Origin of the sequence: Yokenella regensburgei (assembly GCF_051486985.1) — a bacterium.
GTDB lineage: Bacteria > Pseudomonadota > Gammaproteobacteria > Enterobacterales > Enterobacteriaceae > CBFFRJ01.
Genome location: NZ_JAHVDV010000011.1, coordinates 1 through 18849, shown reverse-complemented (window position 1 = coordinate 18849; position 18849 = coordinate 1). Strand labels below are relative to the sequence as shown.

The 18849-nt window shown below is 54.8% G+C and carries 15 protein-coding genes and 2 pseudogenes; 16 read left to right on the top strand and 1 reads right to left on the bottom strand.

The genetic code is table 11. The features are described from left to right. Positions 1-74 precede the first annotated feature (74 nt). Positions 75-1214 carry a tRNA epoxyqueuosine(34) reductase QueG gene (queG, locus tag KXR87_RS09845; protein ID WP_437432087.1) on the bottom strand — a complete coding sequence of 380 codons (1140 nt, stop codon included), beginning with the start codon at positions 1212-1214 and terminating at the stop codon, positions 75-77. Between queG and nnr the strand changes: the two are divergent. The 16 genes and pseudogenes from nnr (at position 1213) to rlmB (ending at position 18380) form a co-directional block, all read left to right on the top strand. Next, positions 1213-2758: pseudogene (nnr, locus tag KXR87_RS09840) on the top strand (bifunctional ADP-dependent NAD(P)H-hydrate dehydratase/NAD(P)H-hydrate epimerase). The gene queG and the pseudogene nnr sit on opposite strands and share 2 nt — an antisense overlap. Next, entirely contained in the window at positions 2730-3191 is a 462-nt protein-coding gene (gene tsaE / locus KXR87_RS09835) for a tRNA (adenosine(37)-N6)-threonylcarbamoyltransferase complex ATPase subunit type 1 TsaE (protein ID WP_437432086.1), read from the top strand. Before nnr ends, tsaE begins: the two are co-directional and overlap by 29 nt. 16 nt (positions 3192-3207) lie before the next feature. Then, positions 3208-4545, top strand: a complete 1338-nt coding sequence (gene amiB, locus KXR87_RS09830; RefSeq protein ID WP_437432085.1) for an N-acetylmuramoyl-L-alanine amidase AmiB — start codon at positions 3208-3210, stop codon at positions 4543-4545. A 9-nt stretch (positions 4546-4554) separates the two neighbouring features. Further along, positions 4555-6414 carry a DNA mismatch repair endonuclease MutL gene (gene mutL / locus KXR87_RS09825; protein WP_437432084.1) on the top strand — a complete coding sequence of 620 codons (1860 nt, stop codon included), beginning with the start codon at positions 4555-4557 and terminating at the stop codon, positions 6412-6414. Next, complete coding sequence (miaA, locus tag KXR87_RS09820) at positions 6407-7357, top strand: tRNA (adenosine(37)-N6)-dimethylallyltransferase MiaA (RefSeq protein ID WP_437432083.1); 951 nt, start codon at positions 6407-6409, stop codon at positions 7355-7357. The genes mutL and miaA overlap by 8 nt, the downstream gene beginning before the upstream one ends. Positions 7358-7453: 96 nt before the next feature. Then, positions 7454-7759 carry an RNA chaperone Hfq gene (gene hfq / locus KXR87_RS09815; protein WP_437432082.1) on the top strand — a complete coding sequence of 102 codons (306 nt, stop codon included), beginning with the start codon at positions 7454-7456 and terminating at the stop codon, positions 7757-7759. A 74-nt stretch (positions 7760-7833) separates the two neighbouring features. Beyond that, the gene (gene hflX / locus KXR87_RS09810; RefSeq protein WP_437432081.1) at positions 7834-9114 is read left to right on the top strand and encodes a ribosome rescue GTPase HflX; all 1281 of its coding nucleotides are present in this window, start codon (positions 7834-7836) and stop codon (positions 9112-9114) included. A 189-nt stretch (positions 9115-9303) separates the two neighbouring features. Further along, complete coding sequence (hflK, locus tag KXR87_RS09805) at positions 9304-10569, top strand: FtsH protease activity modulator HflK (RefSeq protein WP_437432080.1); 1266 nt, start codon at positions 9304-9306, stop codon at positions 10567-10569. 2 nt (positions 10570-10571) lie between these two features. Continuing rightward, positions 10572-11579 carry a protease modulator HflC gene (hflC, locus tag KXR87_RS09800; RefSeq protein WP_437432079.1) on the top strand — a complete coding sequence of 336 codons (1008 nt, stop codon included), beginning with the start codon at positions 10572-10574 and terminating at the stop codon, positions 11577-11579. Between the two features lie 72 nt (positions 11580-11651). Beyond that, positions 11652-11849, top strand: coding sequence for a DUF2065 domain-containing protein (locus KXR87_RS09795; RefSeq protein ID WP_437432078.1), 198 nt, complete (start codon positions 11652-11654; stop codon positions 11847-11849). Positions 11850-11952: 103 nt separating this feature from the next. Next, positions 11953-13251, top strand: coding sequence for an adenylosuccinate synthase (locus tag KXR87_RS09790; protein ID WP_437432077.1), 1299 nt, complete (start codon positions 11953-11955; stop codon positions 13249-13251). Between the two features lie 149 nt (positions 13252-13400). After that, the gene (gene nsrR, locus KXR87_RS09785) at positions 13401-13829 is read left to right on the top strand and encodes a nitric oxide-sensing transcriptional repressor NsrR (RefSeq protein WP_437432076.1); all 429 of its coding nucleotides are present in this window, start codon (positions 13401-13403) and stop codon (positions 13827-13829) included. A 151-nt stretch (positions 13830-13980) separates the two neighbouring features. Then, on the top strand, positions 13981-16416 hold the full coding sequence (gene rnr, locus KXR87_RS09780) for a ribonuclease R (protein WP_437432075.1): 2436 nt from the start codon (positions 13981-13983) through the stop codon (positions 16414-16416). A 219-nt stretch (positions 16417-16635) separates the two neighbouring features. Next, positions 16636-17304, top strand: a pseudogene (locus KXR87_RS09775) (D-cysteine desulfhydrase family protein); the annotation flags it as partial. Then, complete coding sequence (locus tag KXR87_RS09770) at positions 17297-17545, top strand: hypothetical protein (RefSeq protein WP_437432074.1); 249 nt, start codon at positions 17297-17299, stop codon at positions 17543-17545. The pseudogene KXR87_RS09775 and the gene KXR87_RS09770, both read left to right, overlap by 8 nt. A 100-nt stretch (positions 17546-17645) precedes the next feature. Continuing rightward, positions 17646-18380: a 23S rRNA (guanosine(2251)-2'-O)-methyltransferase RlmB gene (gene rlmB / locus KXR87_RS09765; protein ID WP_437432073.1), complete on the top strand. Its 735-nt coding sequence runs from the start codon at positions 17646-17648 to the stop codon at positions 18378-18380. Positions 18381-18849 lie beyond the last annotated feature (469 nt).

The window sequence follows — 18849 nt, the reverse complement described above, 5'->3', positions numbered from 1 at the left end:
CCGCGATCGCTTGACGAATCTGGTCGCGTTGAATCGCAATGCATTTTTAATTTTATTCACACGCTGTGGACGACTCAGGCATCACGTGCTAGGCCCTTTTCAATCACCCTGACAAGCCGCTGTTTCTGCGGTGTTTGCACCTCAACCACACAGGCATTTCGCTTCTCAATTTGCTGCGCAATCGCCCATTCAATGTGCTCATCAAGAAGTGGGTGCTCACCTCGTCGTTCTTCCAGCGCGGCAATATTAGCTTCATCCCAGGGCGCGTTTCCCAGCGCCACGGCAATGTTTCGCAACCATCGCAGATGACCGATGCGACGAATCGCTGACCCTTCCGTTACCTTCAAAAACCAGCTTTCACTCCAGGCAAATAGCGCAATCAACTCAGGTGCGTGCAGGGCTTTGCGTGGACTGAAATCCGCTTCATCGGTGATTTGTGAGTAACGGTTCCACGGGCAGATCAGCTGGCAGTCATCGCAACCATAAATGCGGTTGCCAATGAGCGGACGCAGGGCTGCGGGAATGGCCCCTTCAAGTTCAATCGTCAGATAGGAAATACAGCGCCGGGCATCAACCGTATAGGGTTCGACAATGGCACCCGTCGGGCAAATGGTCATGCAGGCGACGCAGCGACCACAGCCTTCTTCCACGGGCTTGTCGACGGGCAGAGGGATATCCACCAGCAGCTCCCCCAGGAAAAAGAAGGAGCCGGCGTCCCGGTTAAGGATAAGCGAGTGCTTACCTGTCCATCCAAGCCCGGCTTTTTCAGCCAGGGGACGTTCAAGAATGGGCGCAGAATCTACAAACGGTCTAAAATTCAGCGAGACACAATGCTGCTGAATTTTCTCGCCAAGCTGCTTCAGGCGGTTACGTAATAGCTTGTGATAATCACGGCCCAGCGCGTAGCGGCTGACATAGCCCAGCGCCGGGTTTTTGAGTGTGCTGGCAAAAGCGGCATTGGCGGGGAGATAGTTCATCCGGACGCTGATGACACGCAGGGTGCCGGGCAGCAGCTCATGCGGACGGGCACGCATCATACCGTGACGTGCCATCCACGCCATTTCGCCATGATATTGCTTGTCCAGCCAGGCCTGAAGTTTTGGCTCGCTGGCAGAAAGATCGGTATCGGCAATGCCGACCTGCTGAAAACCCAGTTCAGTGCCCCATTGTTTGATGTTCTGCGCTAATTGGTTGAAATCGAGGGGCTCTGACATGACGGACCATACAATGAAGAAAAACGCAGCAAGTATACCACACTCCATCTGGCCTGCGGAGGCACTACGGCAGGCAGAAAAAGAGGCTGCTGACAGTCTCGGCATTACGCTTTATGAACTGATGCAACGGGCAGGGCTGGCGGCTTTCAACGTGGCTCACACCCACTACCCCGACACGCAACGCTGGCTGATTTTATGCGGGCACGGTAATAACGGGGGAGATGGTTATGTGGTCGCCCGGCTTGCGGTCGCTGCGGGAATCGATGTCACTTTGCTGGCCATTGAGAGTGATAAACCACTGCCGGAGGAGGCGCAGGCCGCGCGCGATGCCTGGCTTGAGGCGGGCGGCACCCTCCATGCCCCGGATATTGCCTGGCCAGAAGATATTGACCTGATTATTGATGGTTTGTTGGGAACCGGCATCAGCAGCGCCCCGAGAGAACCCATCGCAGGGTTGATCACCCATGCTAACAGCCATCCGGCACCGGTCGTGGCGCTGGATATTCCCTCGGGTCTGGTAGCCCAGACCGGTGCTACACCAGGGGCCGTCATCAGGGCGGCGCATACCGTCACGTTTATTGCGCTTAAACCGGGCCTGTTGACCGGCCAGGCGCGGGACGTGGTGGGCGAGCTGCATCATCATGCCCTGGGACTTGAGGCCTGGCTTGCCGGGCAGGAGACGGCGCTTTCGCGAATGGATGCGTCCCAGCTTCCTCACTGGTTTCCGCCAAGACGGCCAACGTCGCATAAAGGTGCCCACGGCCGGCTGGTTATTATCGGCGGCGATCACGGCACGGCGGGGGCAATTCGTATGGCAGGTGAAGCCGCCCTGCGAGCCGGTGCGGGGCTGGTTCGGGTCTTAACCCGCCTGGAAAATATCGCGCCGATTATCACCGCGCGGCCCGAGCTGATGGTGCATGAGCTTACCCCTGAATCGCTGGAGGAGAGTCTGGAATGGGCCGATGTAGTCGTTATTGGGCCCGGCCTTGGTCAGCAGGAGTGGGGTAAAAAAGCGCTGCAAAAAATTGAGAATTTTCGCAAACCCATGCTCTGGGACGCCGATGCGTTGAACCTTCTGGCAATCAATCCCGATAAACGTCACAATCGCATTCTGACGCCACACCCCGGTGAAGCCGCGCGTCTGCTCAACTGTACCGTTGCAGAAATTGAAAGTGATCGCTTACTTTCGGCGCAGCGTCTGCTAAAACGGTACGCAGGCGTTGTGGTTTTAAAAGGTGCCGGGACGGTAGTCAGTGCGGAAGGTGGCAACACCTGTATCATTGACGCAGGCAATGCCGGTATGGCGAGCGGTGGGATGGGTGATGTCCTTTCTGGCATTATTGGTGCGTTACTGGGCCAGAAATTTGAATTGTATGACGCGGCCTGCGCGGGTTGTCTCGCGCATGGGGCGGCGGCTGATGTGCTGGCAGCACGGCAGGGCATGCGAGGCATGCTGGCGACCGATCTTTTTTCCACGCTGGTGCGTGTAGTTAACCCGGATGTTAGTGATACCGAATGATGAACCAAGTAATTCCTTTACCTGACGAGCAGGCGACCCTGGATTTTGGCCAACGTATGGCACAGGCTTGCGATGGCGCAACAGTGATTTATCTCTACGGTGACCTTGGGGCAGGCAAAACCACCTTTAGCCGGGGCTTTCTCCAGGCGCTCGGCCATAGCGGAAATGTAAAAAGCCCGACCTATACGCTGGTCGAACCCTATACGCTGGCAGGCGTAAACGTGTATCACTTTGACCTGTATCGTCTTGCGGATCCTGAGGAGCTGGAATTTATGGGGATCCGCGACTATTTTGCCAACGACGCAATTTGTCTGGTCGAGTGGCCGCAACAAGGCGCGGGTGTACTGCCTGACCCGGATGTCGAAATCCATATTGATTACAAGGCGCAGGGGCGTGAGGCGCGCATTACTGCTGTTTCCTCATCTGGCGTTTCGTTACTTGCACGTTTAGCCAGTTAGTTTTAGGGATGACGGGATGATTTATCGCGTAAAAAGTTGGCTGGCTGCAGCGTTCATTTTGCTCTGCACCCAGGCCGGTGCGGCCAGTTTGTCTGATATTCAGGTCTCGAATGGTGACGCTCAGGCCCGCATTACCTTTAGTTTTATGGGCGACCCGGAGTATGCGTTTTCGCAGGAAGGAAAACGCAGCGTGGCACTGGACATCAAGCAGACGGGCATTATCCAGGGTCTGCCGTTGCAGTTCAGCGGCAATAATCTGGTGAAAAGTATTCGTTCAGGCACGCCGAAAGATAACCAGTCGCTACGTCTGGTGGTCGACCTTACGCAAAACGGTAAAACCCGCGCGGTGAAGCAGCAAAATGGCGCGGGATATTCCGTGGTGTTCACCATTGATGCGGATGTTCCACCGCCGCCACCGCCACCACCGCCAAAAGCCGTGGTGCAGCGCGTAGAGACACCGGCTGTTGCTCCGCGTCCAGCCGAGCCTGCGCGTAACCCGTTTAAATCGGACAATGACCGTATTACCAGCGTCACCAGCAGCAATTCGTCAGTGCGCCCTGCGGTCCAGGCGCGTGCGGCAACGGGTGATAAGGTGATTATCGCTATTGACGCAGGACACGGTGGTCAGGATCCCGGCGCTATTGGGCCTGGCGGCACGCAGGAGAAGAATGTCACCATTGCTGTCGCGCGCAAACTGCGTACCTTACTCAATGCCGATCCAATGTTTAAAGCGGTCCTGACCCGCGATGGCGATTACTTCATTTCGGTGATGGGGCGTTCTGACGTGGCCCGCAAACAGAATGCCAATTTCCTGGTGTCGATTCACGCCGATGCGGCACCAAACCGCAGCGCCACCGGGGCTTCAGTGTGGGTCTTGTCCAATCGCCGGGCCAACAGCGAAATGGCAAACTGGCTTGAAGAGCATGAGAAGCAGTCTGAACTGCTGGGTGGTGCAGGTGATGTTCTGGCGAACAGTCAATCCGATCCCTACCTGAGCCAGGCGGTGCTGGATTTACAGTTCGGTCATTCTCAGCGGGTCGGGTATGATGTTGCCGCCAAGATGCTTACGCAGCTTTCGCAAATTGGCGCCCTGCATAAGCGTCGGCCTGAACATGCCAGCCTCGGTGTGCTGCGCTCGCCGGATATCCCGTCGGTGCTGGTCGAGACCGGATTTATCAGTAATAACAGTGAAGAACGCCTGCTGGACAGCGATGACTACCAGCAGCAGTTAGCTGAAGCCATTTACAATGGTTTGCGAACCTATTTCCAGGCGCATCCGTTGCAGTCTGCGCCACAGGGCGGTACCGCGCAAACCGCCAGTGCGGAAACCTCTTCACGCGGATTTTTTAACTAAGGAGTCTTCATGCCGATTCAGGTTTTGCCGCCACAGCTTGCGAACCAGATCGCCGCTGGCGAAGTGGTGGAGCGTCCTGCATCGGTGGTGAAGGAGCTGGTTGAAAATAGTATCGATGCGGGAGCAACCCGCATCGATATCGACATTGAACGTGGTGGTGCGAAGCTTATCCGCATTCGTGATAATGGATGCGGAATTAAAAAAGAGGAGCTGGCGCTGGCGCTGGCGCGTCACGCCACCAGTAAAATTGCCTCTCTGGACGATCTCGAAGCCATTATCAGCCTTGGATTTCGTGGAGAAGCCCTCGCGAGTATCAGTTCCGTCTCTCGTCTGATGCTCACCTCGCGTACGGCGGAGCAGGCGGAAGCCTGGCAGGCGTATGCCGAGGGACGAGACATGGACGTCACCGTCAAACCGGCGGCCCATCCGGTCGGCACCACGCTTGAAGTGCTGGACCTGTTTTACAACACCCCCGCTCGCCGTAAATTTATGCGTACCGAAAAAACGGAATTTACCCATATCGATGAGGTCGTGCGGCGAATTGCGTTGGCCCGCTTTGATGTCACTATTAATCTCAGTCATAACGGAAAAATGGTACGCCAGTATCGTGCCGTTCCTGAGGGTGGGCAGCATGAGCGTCGACTGGGCGCAATCTGCGGGACGGCGTTTCTTGAAAAGGCGCTGGCCATTGAGTGGCAACATGGCGATCTTGCCCTGCGCGGATGGGTAGCGGAACCCACGGCAACCTCTTCTGCACTGGCTGAAATTCAGTACTGCTATGTGAATGGTCGTATGATGCGTGACCGGCTGATCAATCATGCCATCCGCCAGGCCTGCGAAGACAAGCTGGGGGCCGAGCAGCAGCCCGCCTTTGTGCTTTACCTTGAGATTGACCCACATCAGGTGGATGTGAACGTGCATCCGGCAAAACATGAGGTGCGCTTTCATCAGTCACGATTAGTCCATGACTTTATTTATCAGGGCGTTCTGAGCGTACTTCAGCAGCAGGCTGAGACGTCACTGCCGCTAAAGGATGACGTTGCCCCGCGTACTATTGTGGAAAACCGGGTAGCGGCGGGTCGCAATCAGTTTGCAGAACCTGCGGTGAGTCGTGAACCTTCTGTGCTGCGCGAGCCTGCCTCGACAGGCACATTATCGGGCGCCTCTTCTGCACGCCAGCCTGCCTGGCCCAATGCACAGCCGGGTTATCAGAAAAAGCAGGGGGCCTTGTACCGCCAACTGCTGGAAACGCCAGAAGATACTCCTGTAGTAGACAGTAAGCCGGCTGAAAATAGAGCTGCGCCGGAGGCCCACAATCAGAGTTTTGGCCGGGTACTGACCATTGTGCCGCCGGCGTATGCTCTGCTTGAACGCGAAGGTGCGTTGATGTTGCTGGCGCTTCCTGTAGCCGAGCGCTGGTTGCGATACCGCCAGCTTTCGCCTCAAACGGGCCCGGTCTGCGGCCAACCGCTGTTGATCCCCGTGCGCCTTAAAGTCTCATCGCAAGAGCGTGCCACCTTAACGCAGGCGCAGGATGTTCTGGCGGAAATGGGGATTGAATTTGTTCCCGATGGTCATTACGTGACGCTGCGTGCGGTGCCTTTACCCTTACGCCAACAAAATTTACAAATCTTGATTCCTGAACTGATAGGCTACCTGGCGCAGCAGACAACGATTGATGCGGTGAATACTGCTCAGTGGATTGCCCGCCATCTGGCCAGCGAACCCGGCCAGTGGAATATGGCACAGGCCATTACTCTATTGACCGACGTCGAACGTCTTTGTCCGCATCTGGTGAAAAATCCACCGGGTGGTTTATTACAACCTGTTGATTTATCTATGGCGATGAACGCCCTGAAACATGAGTGATGTAAGTAAAGCTGGCCTGCCAAAGGCGATTTTTTTGATGGGGCCGACCGCCTCCGGCAAGACGGCGCTCGCCATTGAGTTACGTAAAGTTTTGCCAGTTGAGTTGATAAGCGTCGATTCCGCCCTTATCTATCAAGGGATGGACATCGGGACGGCGAAGCCGAATGCCGATGAATTGCGTGCCGCTCCCCATCGTTTACTGGATATTCGCGATCCTTCTCAGGCTTATTCCGCAGCGGATTTCCGACGTGATGCGCTGGCTGAGATGGAGGAGATCACTGCAGCAGGGCGTATTCCTCTGCTGGTAGGTGGCACTATGCTCTACTTCAAAGCGTTGCTGGAAGGGCTTTCACCACTGCCTTCCGCAGACCCGACAGTAAGAGCCGAGATTGAAAAACAAGCAGCAGAGCGTGGGTGGGATGCGCTACATCGGCAGTTACAGGAGATCGATCCTGTCGCCGCAGCGCGAATCCATCCGAATGATCCGCAAAGGCTTTCCCGGGCACTGGAAGTTTTTTTCATTTCGGGTAAAACTTTAACAGATCTGACGCAAACGTCAGGAGACGCTCTGCCGTATCAGGTGCATCAGTTCGCCATCGCCCCGGCGAGCCGTGAACTGCTCCATCAGCGAATTGAGCAGCGGTTTCATCAGATGTTGGCTTCAGGTTTTGAAGCAGAAGTGCGGGCTTTATTTGCCCGCGGTGATTTGCATACGGACATGCCTTCCATTCGTTGCGTGGGATATCGCCAGATGTGGTCTTACATCGCCGGTGAGATTTCATACGACGAAATGGTTTACAGAGGTGTTTGCGCTACGAGGCAGTTAGCCAAGCGGCAGATTACCTGGTTGCGTGGGTGGGAGGGCGTTCACTGGTTAGACAGTGAAAAGCCGCAACATTCATACAACGATGTGTTACAGGTTATTGGTGCTATAGCGGGTTGAGTGTGTACAATTAACTAGTATCGTGCGCAAAATTTTACGCAGTTTTCAGAACTCCCGGGTTCTAAGTACAAAACAAGCATATAAGGAAAAGATAGAATGGCTAAGGGGCAATCTTTACAAGATCCGTTCCTGAACGCACTGCGTCGGGAACGTGTTCCAGTTTCAATTTATTTGGTGAATGGTATTAAGCTGCAAGGGCAAATTGAGTCTTTCGATCAGTTCGTGATCCTGTTGAAAAACACGGTCAGCCAGATGGTCTATAAGCATGCTATTTCTACTGTTGTCCCGTCTCGCCCGGTTTCACATCATAGCAACAACGCGGGTGGCGGCACGGGCAGTAACTACCATCATGGTAGCAATGCACAGGCTTCTGCGCAGCAGGACAGCGAAGAAACCGAATAAGGTTGATGGCTGTATTTCCATGTCGGGGAGCCAGGATTCTGAGTTCCCCGCTGGTATTTTAGGAGAGTTTACGCTTGTTTGACCGTTATGAAGCCGGTGAGCAGGCGGTGCTGGTACACATCTATTTTTCGCAAGACAAAGATATGGAAGATCTCCAGGAGTTTGAATCTCTGGTCTCTTCTGCCGGTGTCGAAGCAATGCAGGTGATTACTGGTAGCCGTAAAGCGCCGCACCCAAAGTATTTTGTAGGTGAAGGTAAGGCTGTCGAAATTGCGGAAGCCGTAAAAGCGACAGGGGCTTCTGTTGTTTTATTTGATCACGCATTGAGTCCGGCCCAGGAACGCAACCTGGAACGTTTATGCGAATGTCGCGTAATTGACCGCACAGGTCTGATTCTCGATATTTTCGCCCAACGTGCGCGTACCCATGAAGGTAAGCTGCAGGTTGAGCTGGCGCAGTTGCGCCATTTAGCTACGCGCCTGGTGCGTGGCTGGACCCACCTTGAAAGACAAAAAGGCGGGATTGGTTTGCGTGGCCCTGGTGAAACCCAGCTCGAAACCGACCGTCGTTTACTGCGTAATCGTATTATGCAAATCCTCTCGCGGCTTGAGAAAGTGGAAAAGCAGCGTGAACAGGGACGCCGCTCGCGTATGAAAGCGGATATTCCTACGGTGTCGCTGGTGGGGTATACCAACGCCGGCAAATCCTCACTGTTTAATCAGATAACCGAGGCCCGGGTGTACGCGGCGGATCAACTCTTCGCCACGCTGGATCCGACCCTGCGTCGTATTGATGTTGCTGACGTAGGGGAAACCGTGCTGGCGGATACCGTTGGCTTCATCCGCCATCTGCCACATGATCTGGTGGCCGCGTTTAAAGCGACGCTACAGGAAACCCGGCAGGCGACGTTGCTTTTACACGTCATTGACGCCGCCGATGTGCGGTTGCAGGACAATATTGAAGCCGTAAACATTGTGCTCGAAGAGATCGATGCGCATGAAATCCCGACGCTGCTGGTGATGAACAAGATTGATATGCTGGACGATTTTGAGCCACGTATCGACCGGGATGAAGAAAATAAACCCATTCGGGTCTGGTTATCTGCCCAGACCGGAGAGGGTGTATCACTGTTATTTCAGGCTTTAACAGAGCGTCTGTCTGGCGAGGTGGCGCAACATACCTTGCGTTTACCAGCCAAAGAGGGGCGCCTGAGAAGTCGTTTTTATCAGCTTCAGGCCATCGAAAAAGAGTGGATGGAGGAGGACGGGAGTCTGGGTATGCAGGTGCGCATGCCGATTGTGGACTGGCGTCGCCTCTGTAAACAAGAACCGGCACTGGAAGACTATGTCGTCTGACCGGTTGGAGATGGCTTGAAGATTTTTTCGCCTCTATACCTTTTGGATTTTGAGCTGCAGGAAGGCGGCAAGCCCATAAATCCTCAGGAGCATAGTGAACTATGTAACTGAGGTTGATGGGTGTGGCCAACGCACATGCAGCACAAAAGACATAGGTATAGCACCGCATAACAAATATGGAGCACATACATGGCGTGGAATCAGCCCGGTAATAACGGACAAGACCGCGACCCGTGGGGAAGCAGCAAACCAGGCGGCAACTCTGAGGGAAATGGAAACAAAGGCGGTCGCGATCAGGGACCACCTGATCTGGATGATATCTTCCGTAAGTTGAGCAAAAAGCTCGGCGGTCTGGGCGGTGGCAAAGGCACCGGTTCTGGCGGAGGAAGCCAACAACCTTCTGGCCCACGTGCGCACATTGGTGGTCGTATTGTCACTATTGTTGCGGCAGCGGCGGTGATCATCTGGGCGGCGAGTGGGTTCTACACCATTAAAGAAGCCGAACGTGGCGTGGTAACGCGTTTTGGTAAATTCAGTCATCTGGTTGAACCCGGCCTGAACTGGAAACCGACCTTCATTGATAACGTAACGGCGGTTAACGTCGAATCAGTTCGTGAACTGGCGGCGTCTGGCGTCATGCTGACCTCCGACGAAAACGTAGTGCGCGTTGAGATGAACGTGCAGTACCGTGTTACCGATCCTGAGCGCTACCTGTTTAGCGTGACCAGCGCAGACGACAGCCTGCGTCAGGCAACCGACAGTGCGCTGCGTGGTGTCATCGGCAAATACACCATGGACCGTATCCTCACCGAGGGGCGTACCGTTATTCGTAGCGATACCCAGCGCGAGCTGGAAGAGACGGTGCGTCCGTACAACATGGGTATTACGCTGCTCGACGTCAACTTCCAGGCAGCGCGTCCACCGGAAGAAGTAAAAGCCGCCTTTGACGATGCGATTGCCGCACGTGAAAACGAACAGCAGTTCATCCGCGAAGCAGAAGCCTATACCAACGAAGTGCAGCCGCGTGCGAATGGTCAGGCGCAGCGTATTCTCGAAGAGGCACGTGCCTATAAGACGCAGACTATCCTGGAAGCACAGGGTGAAGTGGCTCGCTTCGCACGGATCCTGCCGGAATATAAAGCCGCACCGCAAATCACCCGCGAGCGTCTCTATATTGAAACCATGGAAAAAGTGTTAAGCCATACCCGCAAGGTGGTGGTGAATGATAAAGGTGGCAATCTGATGGTTCTGCCGCTGGATCAAATGCTCAAAGGCGGCACTGCCCCTGCGGCAAAGAGTGACAGCAGTGGCGCGAACAACCTTCTGCGCCTGCCGCCTGCCTCCTCGTCTGGCTCAAGTGGAGCAAGCTCGTCCTCGTCCTCAAATCAGGGCGATATCATGGACCAACGCCGTGCTAACGCACAGCGTAACGACTACCAGCGTCAGGGGGAATAACGATGCGTAAGTCACTTATTGCGATCATCATTATCGCGCTGGTTGTGCTTTATACCTCTGTATTTGTTGTGAAAGAGGGTGAGCGTGGCATCAAGTTCCAGTTCAGCAGCGTCGTGCGTGATGACGACAAAAAACCGGTAATTTACGAACCGGGCCTGCACTTTAAAGTTCCGTTTATTCAGTCCGTGAAGACGCTCGATGCGCGTATTCAGACGATGGATAACCAGGCCGACCGTTTCGTGACCAAAGAGAAGAAAGACCTGATCGTTGATTCCTATATCAAATGGCGCATCAGTGATTTTAGCCGTTACTTCCTGGCAACAGGCGGTGGCGATGTTTCTCAGGCAGAAGTCCTGCTGAAACGTAAGTTCTCTGACCGTCTGCGTTCTGAGATTGGTCGTCTGGATGTGAAAGATATCGTCACCGACTCACGTGGTCGCCTGACGCTGGAAGTCCGCGATGCACTGAACTCCGGCTCTGCTGGCACCGAAGATGAAGTGGCGACTCCGGCGGCGGATGATGCAATTGCCAAAGCTGCTGAGCGCGTTCAGGCTGAAACCAACGGCAACGTACCGGTGATTAACCCGAACAGTATGGCGGCACTGGGCATTGAAGTGGTTGATGTGCGTATCAAACAGATCAACCTGCCTGCTGAAGTCTCTGAGGCGATCTACAACCGTATGCGCGCTGAGCGTGAAGCGGTTGCCCGTCGTCACCGCTCTCAGGGTCAGGAAGAGGCTGAAAAACTGCGTGCAGCAGCGGATTACGAAGTGACTAAAACGCTGGCCGAATCTGAGCGTCAGGGACGTATCCTGCGTGGTGAAGGGGATGCCGAAGCGGCGAAGCTGTTTGCTGATGCCTTTAGTCAGGATCCAGACTTCTATGCCTTTATCCGTAGCCTGCGTGCTTATGAAAGCAGCTTCCAGAGCAACCAGGATGTCATGGTGCTCAGCCCGGATAGCGACTTCTTCCGTTATATGAAGTCACCCACAACGCCCGTGACGCGCTAAGCGCTCTTAAGCGGTTTAACATGATAAACCACCGGCTCCCCCAGGAGCGGTGGTTTTTTTATAGGGGTAAAAATGAACGCAACCATCTGGCTGGCACTGGCCCTCGTTCTGGTGCTGGAAGGGTTAGGTCCAATGCTCTATCCACGTGCCTGGCGCCGTATGATCGCGACGATGAGTACTCTGCCGGATAATATTTTACGTCGCTTCGGCGGGGGTCTTGTGGTCGCTGGCATTGTTGTCTACTACATGTTGAGGAAAACGATTGGCTGATCAAAAAGCAGGCAGTTTTGCCATAATTTGGGTACAAAAAGTGCTGTCTATCTGAAAATCCGATGGTAGAATCCATTTTTAAGCAAACGGTGATTTTGAAAAAATGGGTAACAACGTCGTCGTACTGGGCACCCAATGGGGTGACGAAGGTAAAGGGAAGATTGTTGATCTTCTGACTGAACGGGCTAAATATGTTGTACGCTACCAGGGCGGTCACAACGCAGGCCATACTCTCGTAATCAACGGTGAAAAAACCGTCCTCCATCTTATTCCATCAGGCATTCTCCGCGAAAATGTAACCAGCATCATCGGCAACGGTGTGGTGCTGTCTCCGGCTGCGCTGATGAAAGAGATGAAAGGCCTGGAAGACCGTGGTGTCCCGGTTCGTGAACGCCTGCTGTTGTCCGAAGCCTGCCCGCTGATCCTCGATTATCATGTGGCGCTGGACGTAGCACGCGAAAAAGCGCGCGGTTCTAAAGCCATCGGCACCACCGGTCGTGGTATCGGGCCTGCTTATGAAGATAAAGTGGCTCGCCGTGGCCTGCGCGTAGGCGATCTGTTCGACAAAGCGACCTTTGCTGACAAACTGAAAGAAGTGATGGAGTACCACAACTTCCAGTTGGTGAACTTCTATAAAGCAGAAGCGGTTGACTACCAGAAGGTGCTGGACGATGTCATGGCGATTGCCGACATCCTCACGGCGATGGTTGTTGACGTTTCCGACCTGCTGGATCAGGCGCGCAAGCGTGGCGACTTCGTGATGTTCGAAGGCGCACAGGGTACGCTGCTTGATATCGACCACGGTACCTATCCGTACGTCACCTCCTCTAACACCACCGCAGGTGGCGTTGCGACCGGCTCCGGCCTGGGTCCACGTTATGTCGATTACGTTCTTGGGATCATCAAAGCCTACTCCACACGCGTGGGTGCAGGTCCGTTCCCGACTGAACTGTTTGACGACATCGGCGAGTTCCTGTGCAAGCAGGGTAACGAATTCGGTGCCACCACCGGCCGTCGCCGTCGTACTGGCTGGCTTGATGCGGTTGCCGTTCGCCGCGCGGTGCAGATCAACTCCCTGTCTGGTTTCTGCCTGACCAAGCTGGACGTGCTGGATGGCCTGAAAGAGGTGAAAATCTGCGTCGGTTACCGTATGCCGGATGGTCGCGAAGTGACGACCACACCACTGGCGGCTGATAACTGGGAAGGTATTGAGCCAATTTATGAGTCAATGCCGGGCTGGTCTGAAACGACCTTTGGTGTTAAAACCCGTGATGGCCTGCCGCAGGCTGCGCTGGACTACATCAAACGCATTGAAGAACTGACTGGCGTGCCGATCGATATCATCTCTACCGGTCCGGACCGCTCTGAAACCATGATCCTGCGCGACCCGTTCGACGCATAATCATTGCAGGGGCCTGCCAGACGGGCCCCTTCTTCCTGCTTTTTCCCCCTCCTGTTCAAATAAATTAGCGGCATTCCTGCTGGCTGGTTTATCATCAATAGAGTCAATACCTGCGGGTATCTCATTTTCCCCCTGTTTCTGAGGTTGATGTGCAGTTAACGAGTTTCACTGATTACGGATTACGTGCGTTGATTTATATGGCGTCATTGCCAGAAGGGAAAATGACGAATATCACCGAAGTCACTGAGATTTATGGTGTGTCCCGTAATCATATGGTCAAAATAATCAACCAACTTAGTCGTGAAGGCTATGTGATGGCCGTCAGGGGAAAAAATGGCGGTATCCGCCTGGGCAGACCTGCGCAGGAGATTCGTATCGGTGATGTCGTGCGCGATCTGGAGCCGCTTTCGCTGGTAAATTGCAGCAGTGAATTTTGCCATATTACTTCCGCCTGCCGCCTCAAGCAGGCGCTTTCTAAGGCCGTCAGTAGTTTCCTTAAGGAACTGGATAACTACACCCTGGCCGAATTGGTTGAAGAGAATCAACCGCTTTACAAATTACTATTGGTGGAAGAGTAAAGCCCAGTAAATTTCGCGTTGCATCAAGGTGGCAACTGAACGAATGCCGGACTTACACAAGTGAGTGACCGGGAGACGTGAAGGCAGCCAACAAAGAGGCGGCGTGAAAAATGAAGGGACTTTCACCAGAGATGACAACGGAGGAACCGCTATGTCACACGATCCTTTCCAGGAACGCGAAGCTGAAAAATATTCCAATCCCATCCCCAGCCGCGAATTTATCCTCGAACACCTCACCAAACGTGAAAAACCCGCCAGTCGTGATGAACTGGCCACTGAACTCAATATCGAAGGCGAAGAACAGCAGGAAGCGCTGCGCCGCCGCCTGCGCGCTATGGAACGCGACGGGCAACTGGTCTTCACCCGCCGTCAGTGCTATGCCCTGCCGGAACGTCTCGACCTGCTAAAAGGCATGGTCATTGGCCACCGCGATGGGTTTGGTTTCCTGCGCGTTGAAGGGCGCAAAGACGATCTGTATCTCTCCAGTGAACAGATGAAAATGTGCATGCACGGTGACCAGATTCTGGCTCAGCCGATGGGTGCCGATCGTAAAGGCCGCCGCGAAGCACGTGTTGTGCGCATTCTGGTACCGAAAACCGGTCAGATTGTTGGCCGTTACTTTACCGATGCAGGCGTAGGCTTTGTGGTCCCTGACGACAGCCGTTTGAGCTTTGATATTCTGGTGCCGCCGGAAGAGACGATGGGTGCCCGCATGGGCTTTGTGGTGGTGGTTGAGCTGACCCAGTGCCCGACCCGTCGCACCAAAGCCATCGGTAAAATTGTCGAAGTTCTGGGCGACAACATGGGCACCGGCATGGCCGTTGATATGGCGCTGCGTACCCATGAAATTCCGTATGTCTGGCCGCCAGCGGTTGAACAGCAGATTTCTGGGCTGAAAGAACAGGTGCCGGAAGAGGCCAAAATTGGCCGTATCGATCTGCGTTCACTGCCACTGGTCACCATCGATGGTGAAGATGCCCGTGACTTTGATGACGCCGTTCACTGCGAGAAAAAACGCGGCGGCGGCTGGCGCCTGTGGGTTGCCATTGCCGACGTCAGTTATTACGTCCGTCCGGGCACGCCGCTGGATGATGAAGCCCGCAGTCGTGGTACCTCCGTCTACTTCCCGTCGCAGGTTGTGCCAATGCTGCCGGAAGTGCTCTCCAACGGCCTCTGCTCGCTCAACCCACAGGTTGACCGACTGTGTATGGTCTGTGAAATGACCATTTCGGCAAAGGGTCGCCTGACGAGCTATACGTTCTACGAAGCGGTAATGAGCTCTCATGCCCGTCTGACCTACAACAAGGTCTGGCATATACTGCAGGGCGATCAGGATCTGCGCCAGCAGTACGCGCCGCTGGTGAAGCACATTGAAGAGCTGCATAACCTCTATAAAGTGCTGGATGCCTCCCGTGCCGAACGTGGCGGTATCTCCTTTGAGAGCGAAGAGGCGAAGTTTATCTTCAATGCTGAGCGTCGTATCGAGCGCATTGAGCAAACGCAGCGTAATGATGCCCATAAGCTGATTGAAGAGTGCATGATCCTCGCGAATATCTCGGCGGCGCGTTTCGTTGAGAAGGAGAATGAGCCCGCGCTGTTCCGTATTCACGACAAGCCGACCACTGAAGCGATTACCTCCTTCCGTACCGTGCTGGCAGAGCTGGGCCTTGAGCTGCCGGGCGGCAAAGTGCCTGAGCCTGCGGATTATGCGGCGCTGCTTGAGTCCATCGCCGATCGTCCGGATCATGAGATGCTGCAAACCATGTTGCTGCGCTCCATGAAGCAGGCGGTCTACGATCCGGAAAACCGGGGTCACTTTGGCCTGGCACTGCAATCCTATGCCCACTTCACCTCGCCGATTCGCCGTTATCCTGACCTGTCGCTGCACCGCGCCATTAAGTATCTGCTGGCGAAAGATGAGGGCCATACCGGCAACAGCACCGAAACCGGTGGCTGGCACTACAGCATGGAAGAGATGCTGCAACTGGGTCAGCACTGTTCATTGACCGAACGCCGTGCTGATGAAGCGACCCGTGAAGTCTCTGACTGGCTCAAATGCGACTTTATGCAGGATCAGGTGGGCAACACCTTCCCGGGCGTCATTGCCAGCGTCACCGGCTTTGGTTTCTTTGTCCGTCTGGACGATCTGTTTATCGACGGTCTGGTACACGTCTCTACGCTGGATAACGACTACTATCGCTTCGACCAGGTGGGCCAGCGTCTGATTGGCGAATCGGGCGGGCAGACTTACCGTCTGGGCGATAAAGTGCAGGTGCGTGTGGAAGCGGTCAATATGGATGAGCGTAAAATCGACTTCTCGCTGATCTCCAGTGAACGTGGCCCGCGTAATGTCGGGAAAACCGCACGGGAAAAGGCGAAGAACGGCAGCGGCGCCAAACCGTCCGGCAGCAAACGTCGTCAGAGCGGAAAGAAAGTGAATTTCGAACCGGACAGCGCGTTTCGTAAAGCAAAAGACCCGGCGAAAGCGAAGAAAGAAAAAAGCGTGAAAAAGCCGTCGGCGAAAACGCAAAAAATCGCATCGGCGACCAAAGCAAAGCGTGCTTCAAAAAAGAAAGACGCTGAATAAATAGTCCTGAAATAACACCCCATAACCCCTCTCCATGCAGAGGGGTTATTCTTTTTTAACGTAATATATTCCACGCGTAATAGATATAGCCCTCCGGACGGTTATTTCCCGGCTTAGCTAAATTGTGAAAATCGATATTTATTATTGGTGATTAGCCGCCAGAATCAGATGTGTATAGTGACTTGCATCAGCTATTCGCTTATTTAGCAAGGCGTCATCATGCATCTGGCGCGTTTTCCCCGACTGTCACTCGGCCATTTTCCTACACCTTTAGAACTTCTGGATAATCTCTCCACTTTACGCGGTGGTCCGAAAATATGGATTAAGCGTGATGATGCAACGGGGCTTGCCAGCGGCGGAAATAAAACCCGCAAACTGGAATTTCTGCTGGCCGATTCGCTGGAGAAATAAGCCGATGTGATCATTACCCAGGGGGCGACGCAATCGAACCACGTGCGCCAGACCATTGCCGGAGCGGCAAAACTCGGCCTTGCGGCGAAAGTGCTGCTGGAAAAACGGGTCACTGACTTTGGTGAAGATTATCAGCGCTCCGGCAACGTGCTGCTGGATGATTTGCTGGGGGGCGACATTGTCGCGCATCTGCCGGGCGGCACCGATATGCAGCAGGCGATGGAGGAGTATGCCGCCACGCTACGTGAGCAAGGGCATAACCCCTACGTTATCCCCGGCGGGGGATCTAACCCGATTGGTGCACTGGGCTACGTAGCCTGTGCCGAGGAGCTTCTCTACCAGTCTTCGCAGTTACGTTTGTGTATTGATCATGTGGTGCACGCCACCGGCAGCACCGGCACACAAGCCGGGCTGGTCGCCGGATTTACCGCCACCAACAGTCAGGTGCCGGTGTTGGGGGTAAGCGTTCGTGCCCCTGCTGATGCCGCTCCAGCGTGAGTATGGGCTGGCGTATTTGTTTATCTCCCATGATTTAAACGTGGTGCGCCACATTGCTGACCATGTTGGGGTGATGCAGCACGGTCGCCTGGTGGAGCAGGGAGAGAGTGAGCGGATCTTCACCCGGCCAGCGCATGACTATACCCGTTATTTACTGAGCGCGAGGCTGCCTGAATACCCGGTCACGCACGATGACTGGCGTGCAGGGGTGAATGGTTGAACGTTCAGGAGTCGATTTGCAGGCGTTGTCGGTTATAATGGGCGATGTGACTATCTGAACCCTTTCAATCCGGCGATATCGCCTCAAATGAGTACCCTTAATGAGTGAAATGATTTACGGCATCCATGCGGTGCAGGCCCTGCTGGAACGCGCTCCCGAGCGTTTTCAGGAAGTGTTTATTCTGAAAGGCCGCGAGGATAAACGCCTGCTGCCCCTGATCCATGCGCTGGAAGCGCAGGGTGTCGTGATTCAGGTCGCTAACCGTCAGTATCTGGACGAGAAAAGCGAAGGCGCGGTGCATCAGGGTATCATCGCACGCGTGAAGCCGGGTCGTCAGTATCAGGAAAACGATCTGCCGGATCTGATCGCCAGCCTCGAACAGCCTTTCTTCCTGATCCTCGATGGCGTCACCGATCCCCATAACCTCGGTGCCTGCCTGCGTAGCGCCGATGCCGCTGGCGTTCACGCCATCATCGTACCGAAAGATAAGTCGGCACAGCTGAATGCGACCGCCAAAAAAGTGGCCTGTGGCGCGGCGGAAAATGTCCCGTTGATCCGTGTGACCAACCTGGCGCGCACCATGCGTCTGTTGCAGGAAGAGAACATCTGGATCGTTGGCACCGCAGGTGAAGCAGACCACACCCTGTTCCAGAGCAAAATGACCGGCCCGATGGCGCTGGTCATGGGAGCTGAAGGTGAGGGGATGCGTCGTCTGACGCGTGAGCATTGCGATGAGCTGATCAGCATCCCGATGGCGGGCAGCGTGTCATCGCTGAACGTGTCTGTCGCCACCGGTATCTGCCTGTTCGAAGCCGTTCGTCAGCGCACGAAATAAACAGCAAAAGGCAACGTAAGTTGCCTTTTTAGTGTTTGTACCCACACCCCTCACCCTAACCCTCTCCCCAAAGGGGCGAGGGGACTTTCCGTGCTCATATTATTTTGTGAGGATCCCTCTCCCCGTGGGCTGAAGAATCCCCTGTAATATGACGTTTTGCAGCGATATCACGGCGCAATGAGAATAAAGCCGTCACCGCGATGACAGGGTCCGGCTGAAAATCGATGAGGCGTTGACGGCTGACCGGGGCCGCCCGCAGGGAAGCGGGCGGAGGGGATAGCCTACAAGGACGTAGGCTGGTCCCCGACCCGATAGGCAGGCGACATAAGCATCATGGACCGCGAAGCGGCGATTTTCCTTGCCGGGAGCCCGGGTCGCCAGGGTGGTGGCGGTGAACCACCCTGGCACGTTCACGGGTTCTGGCGTGACAGAAAAGCAAGGAACATAAGGTGAACGGAATGACCACAAG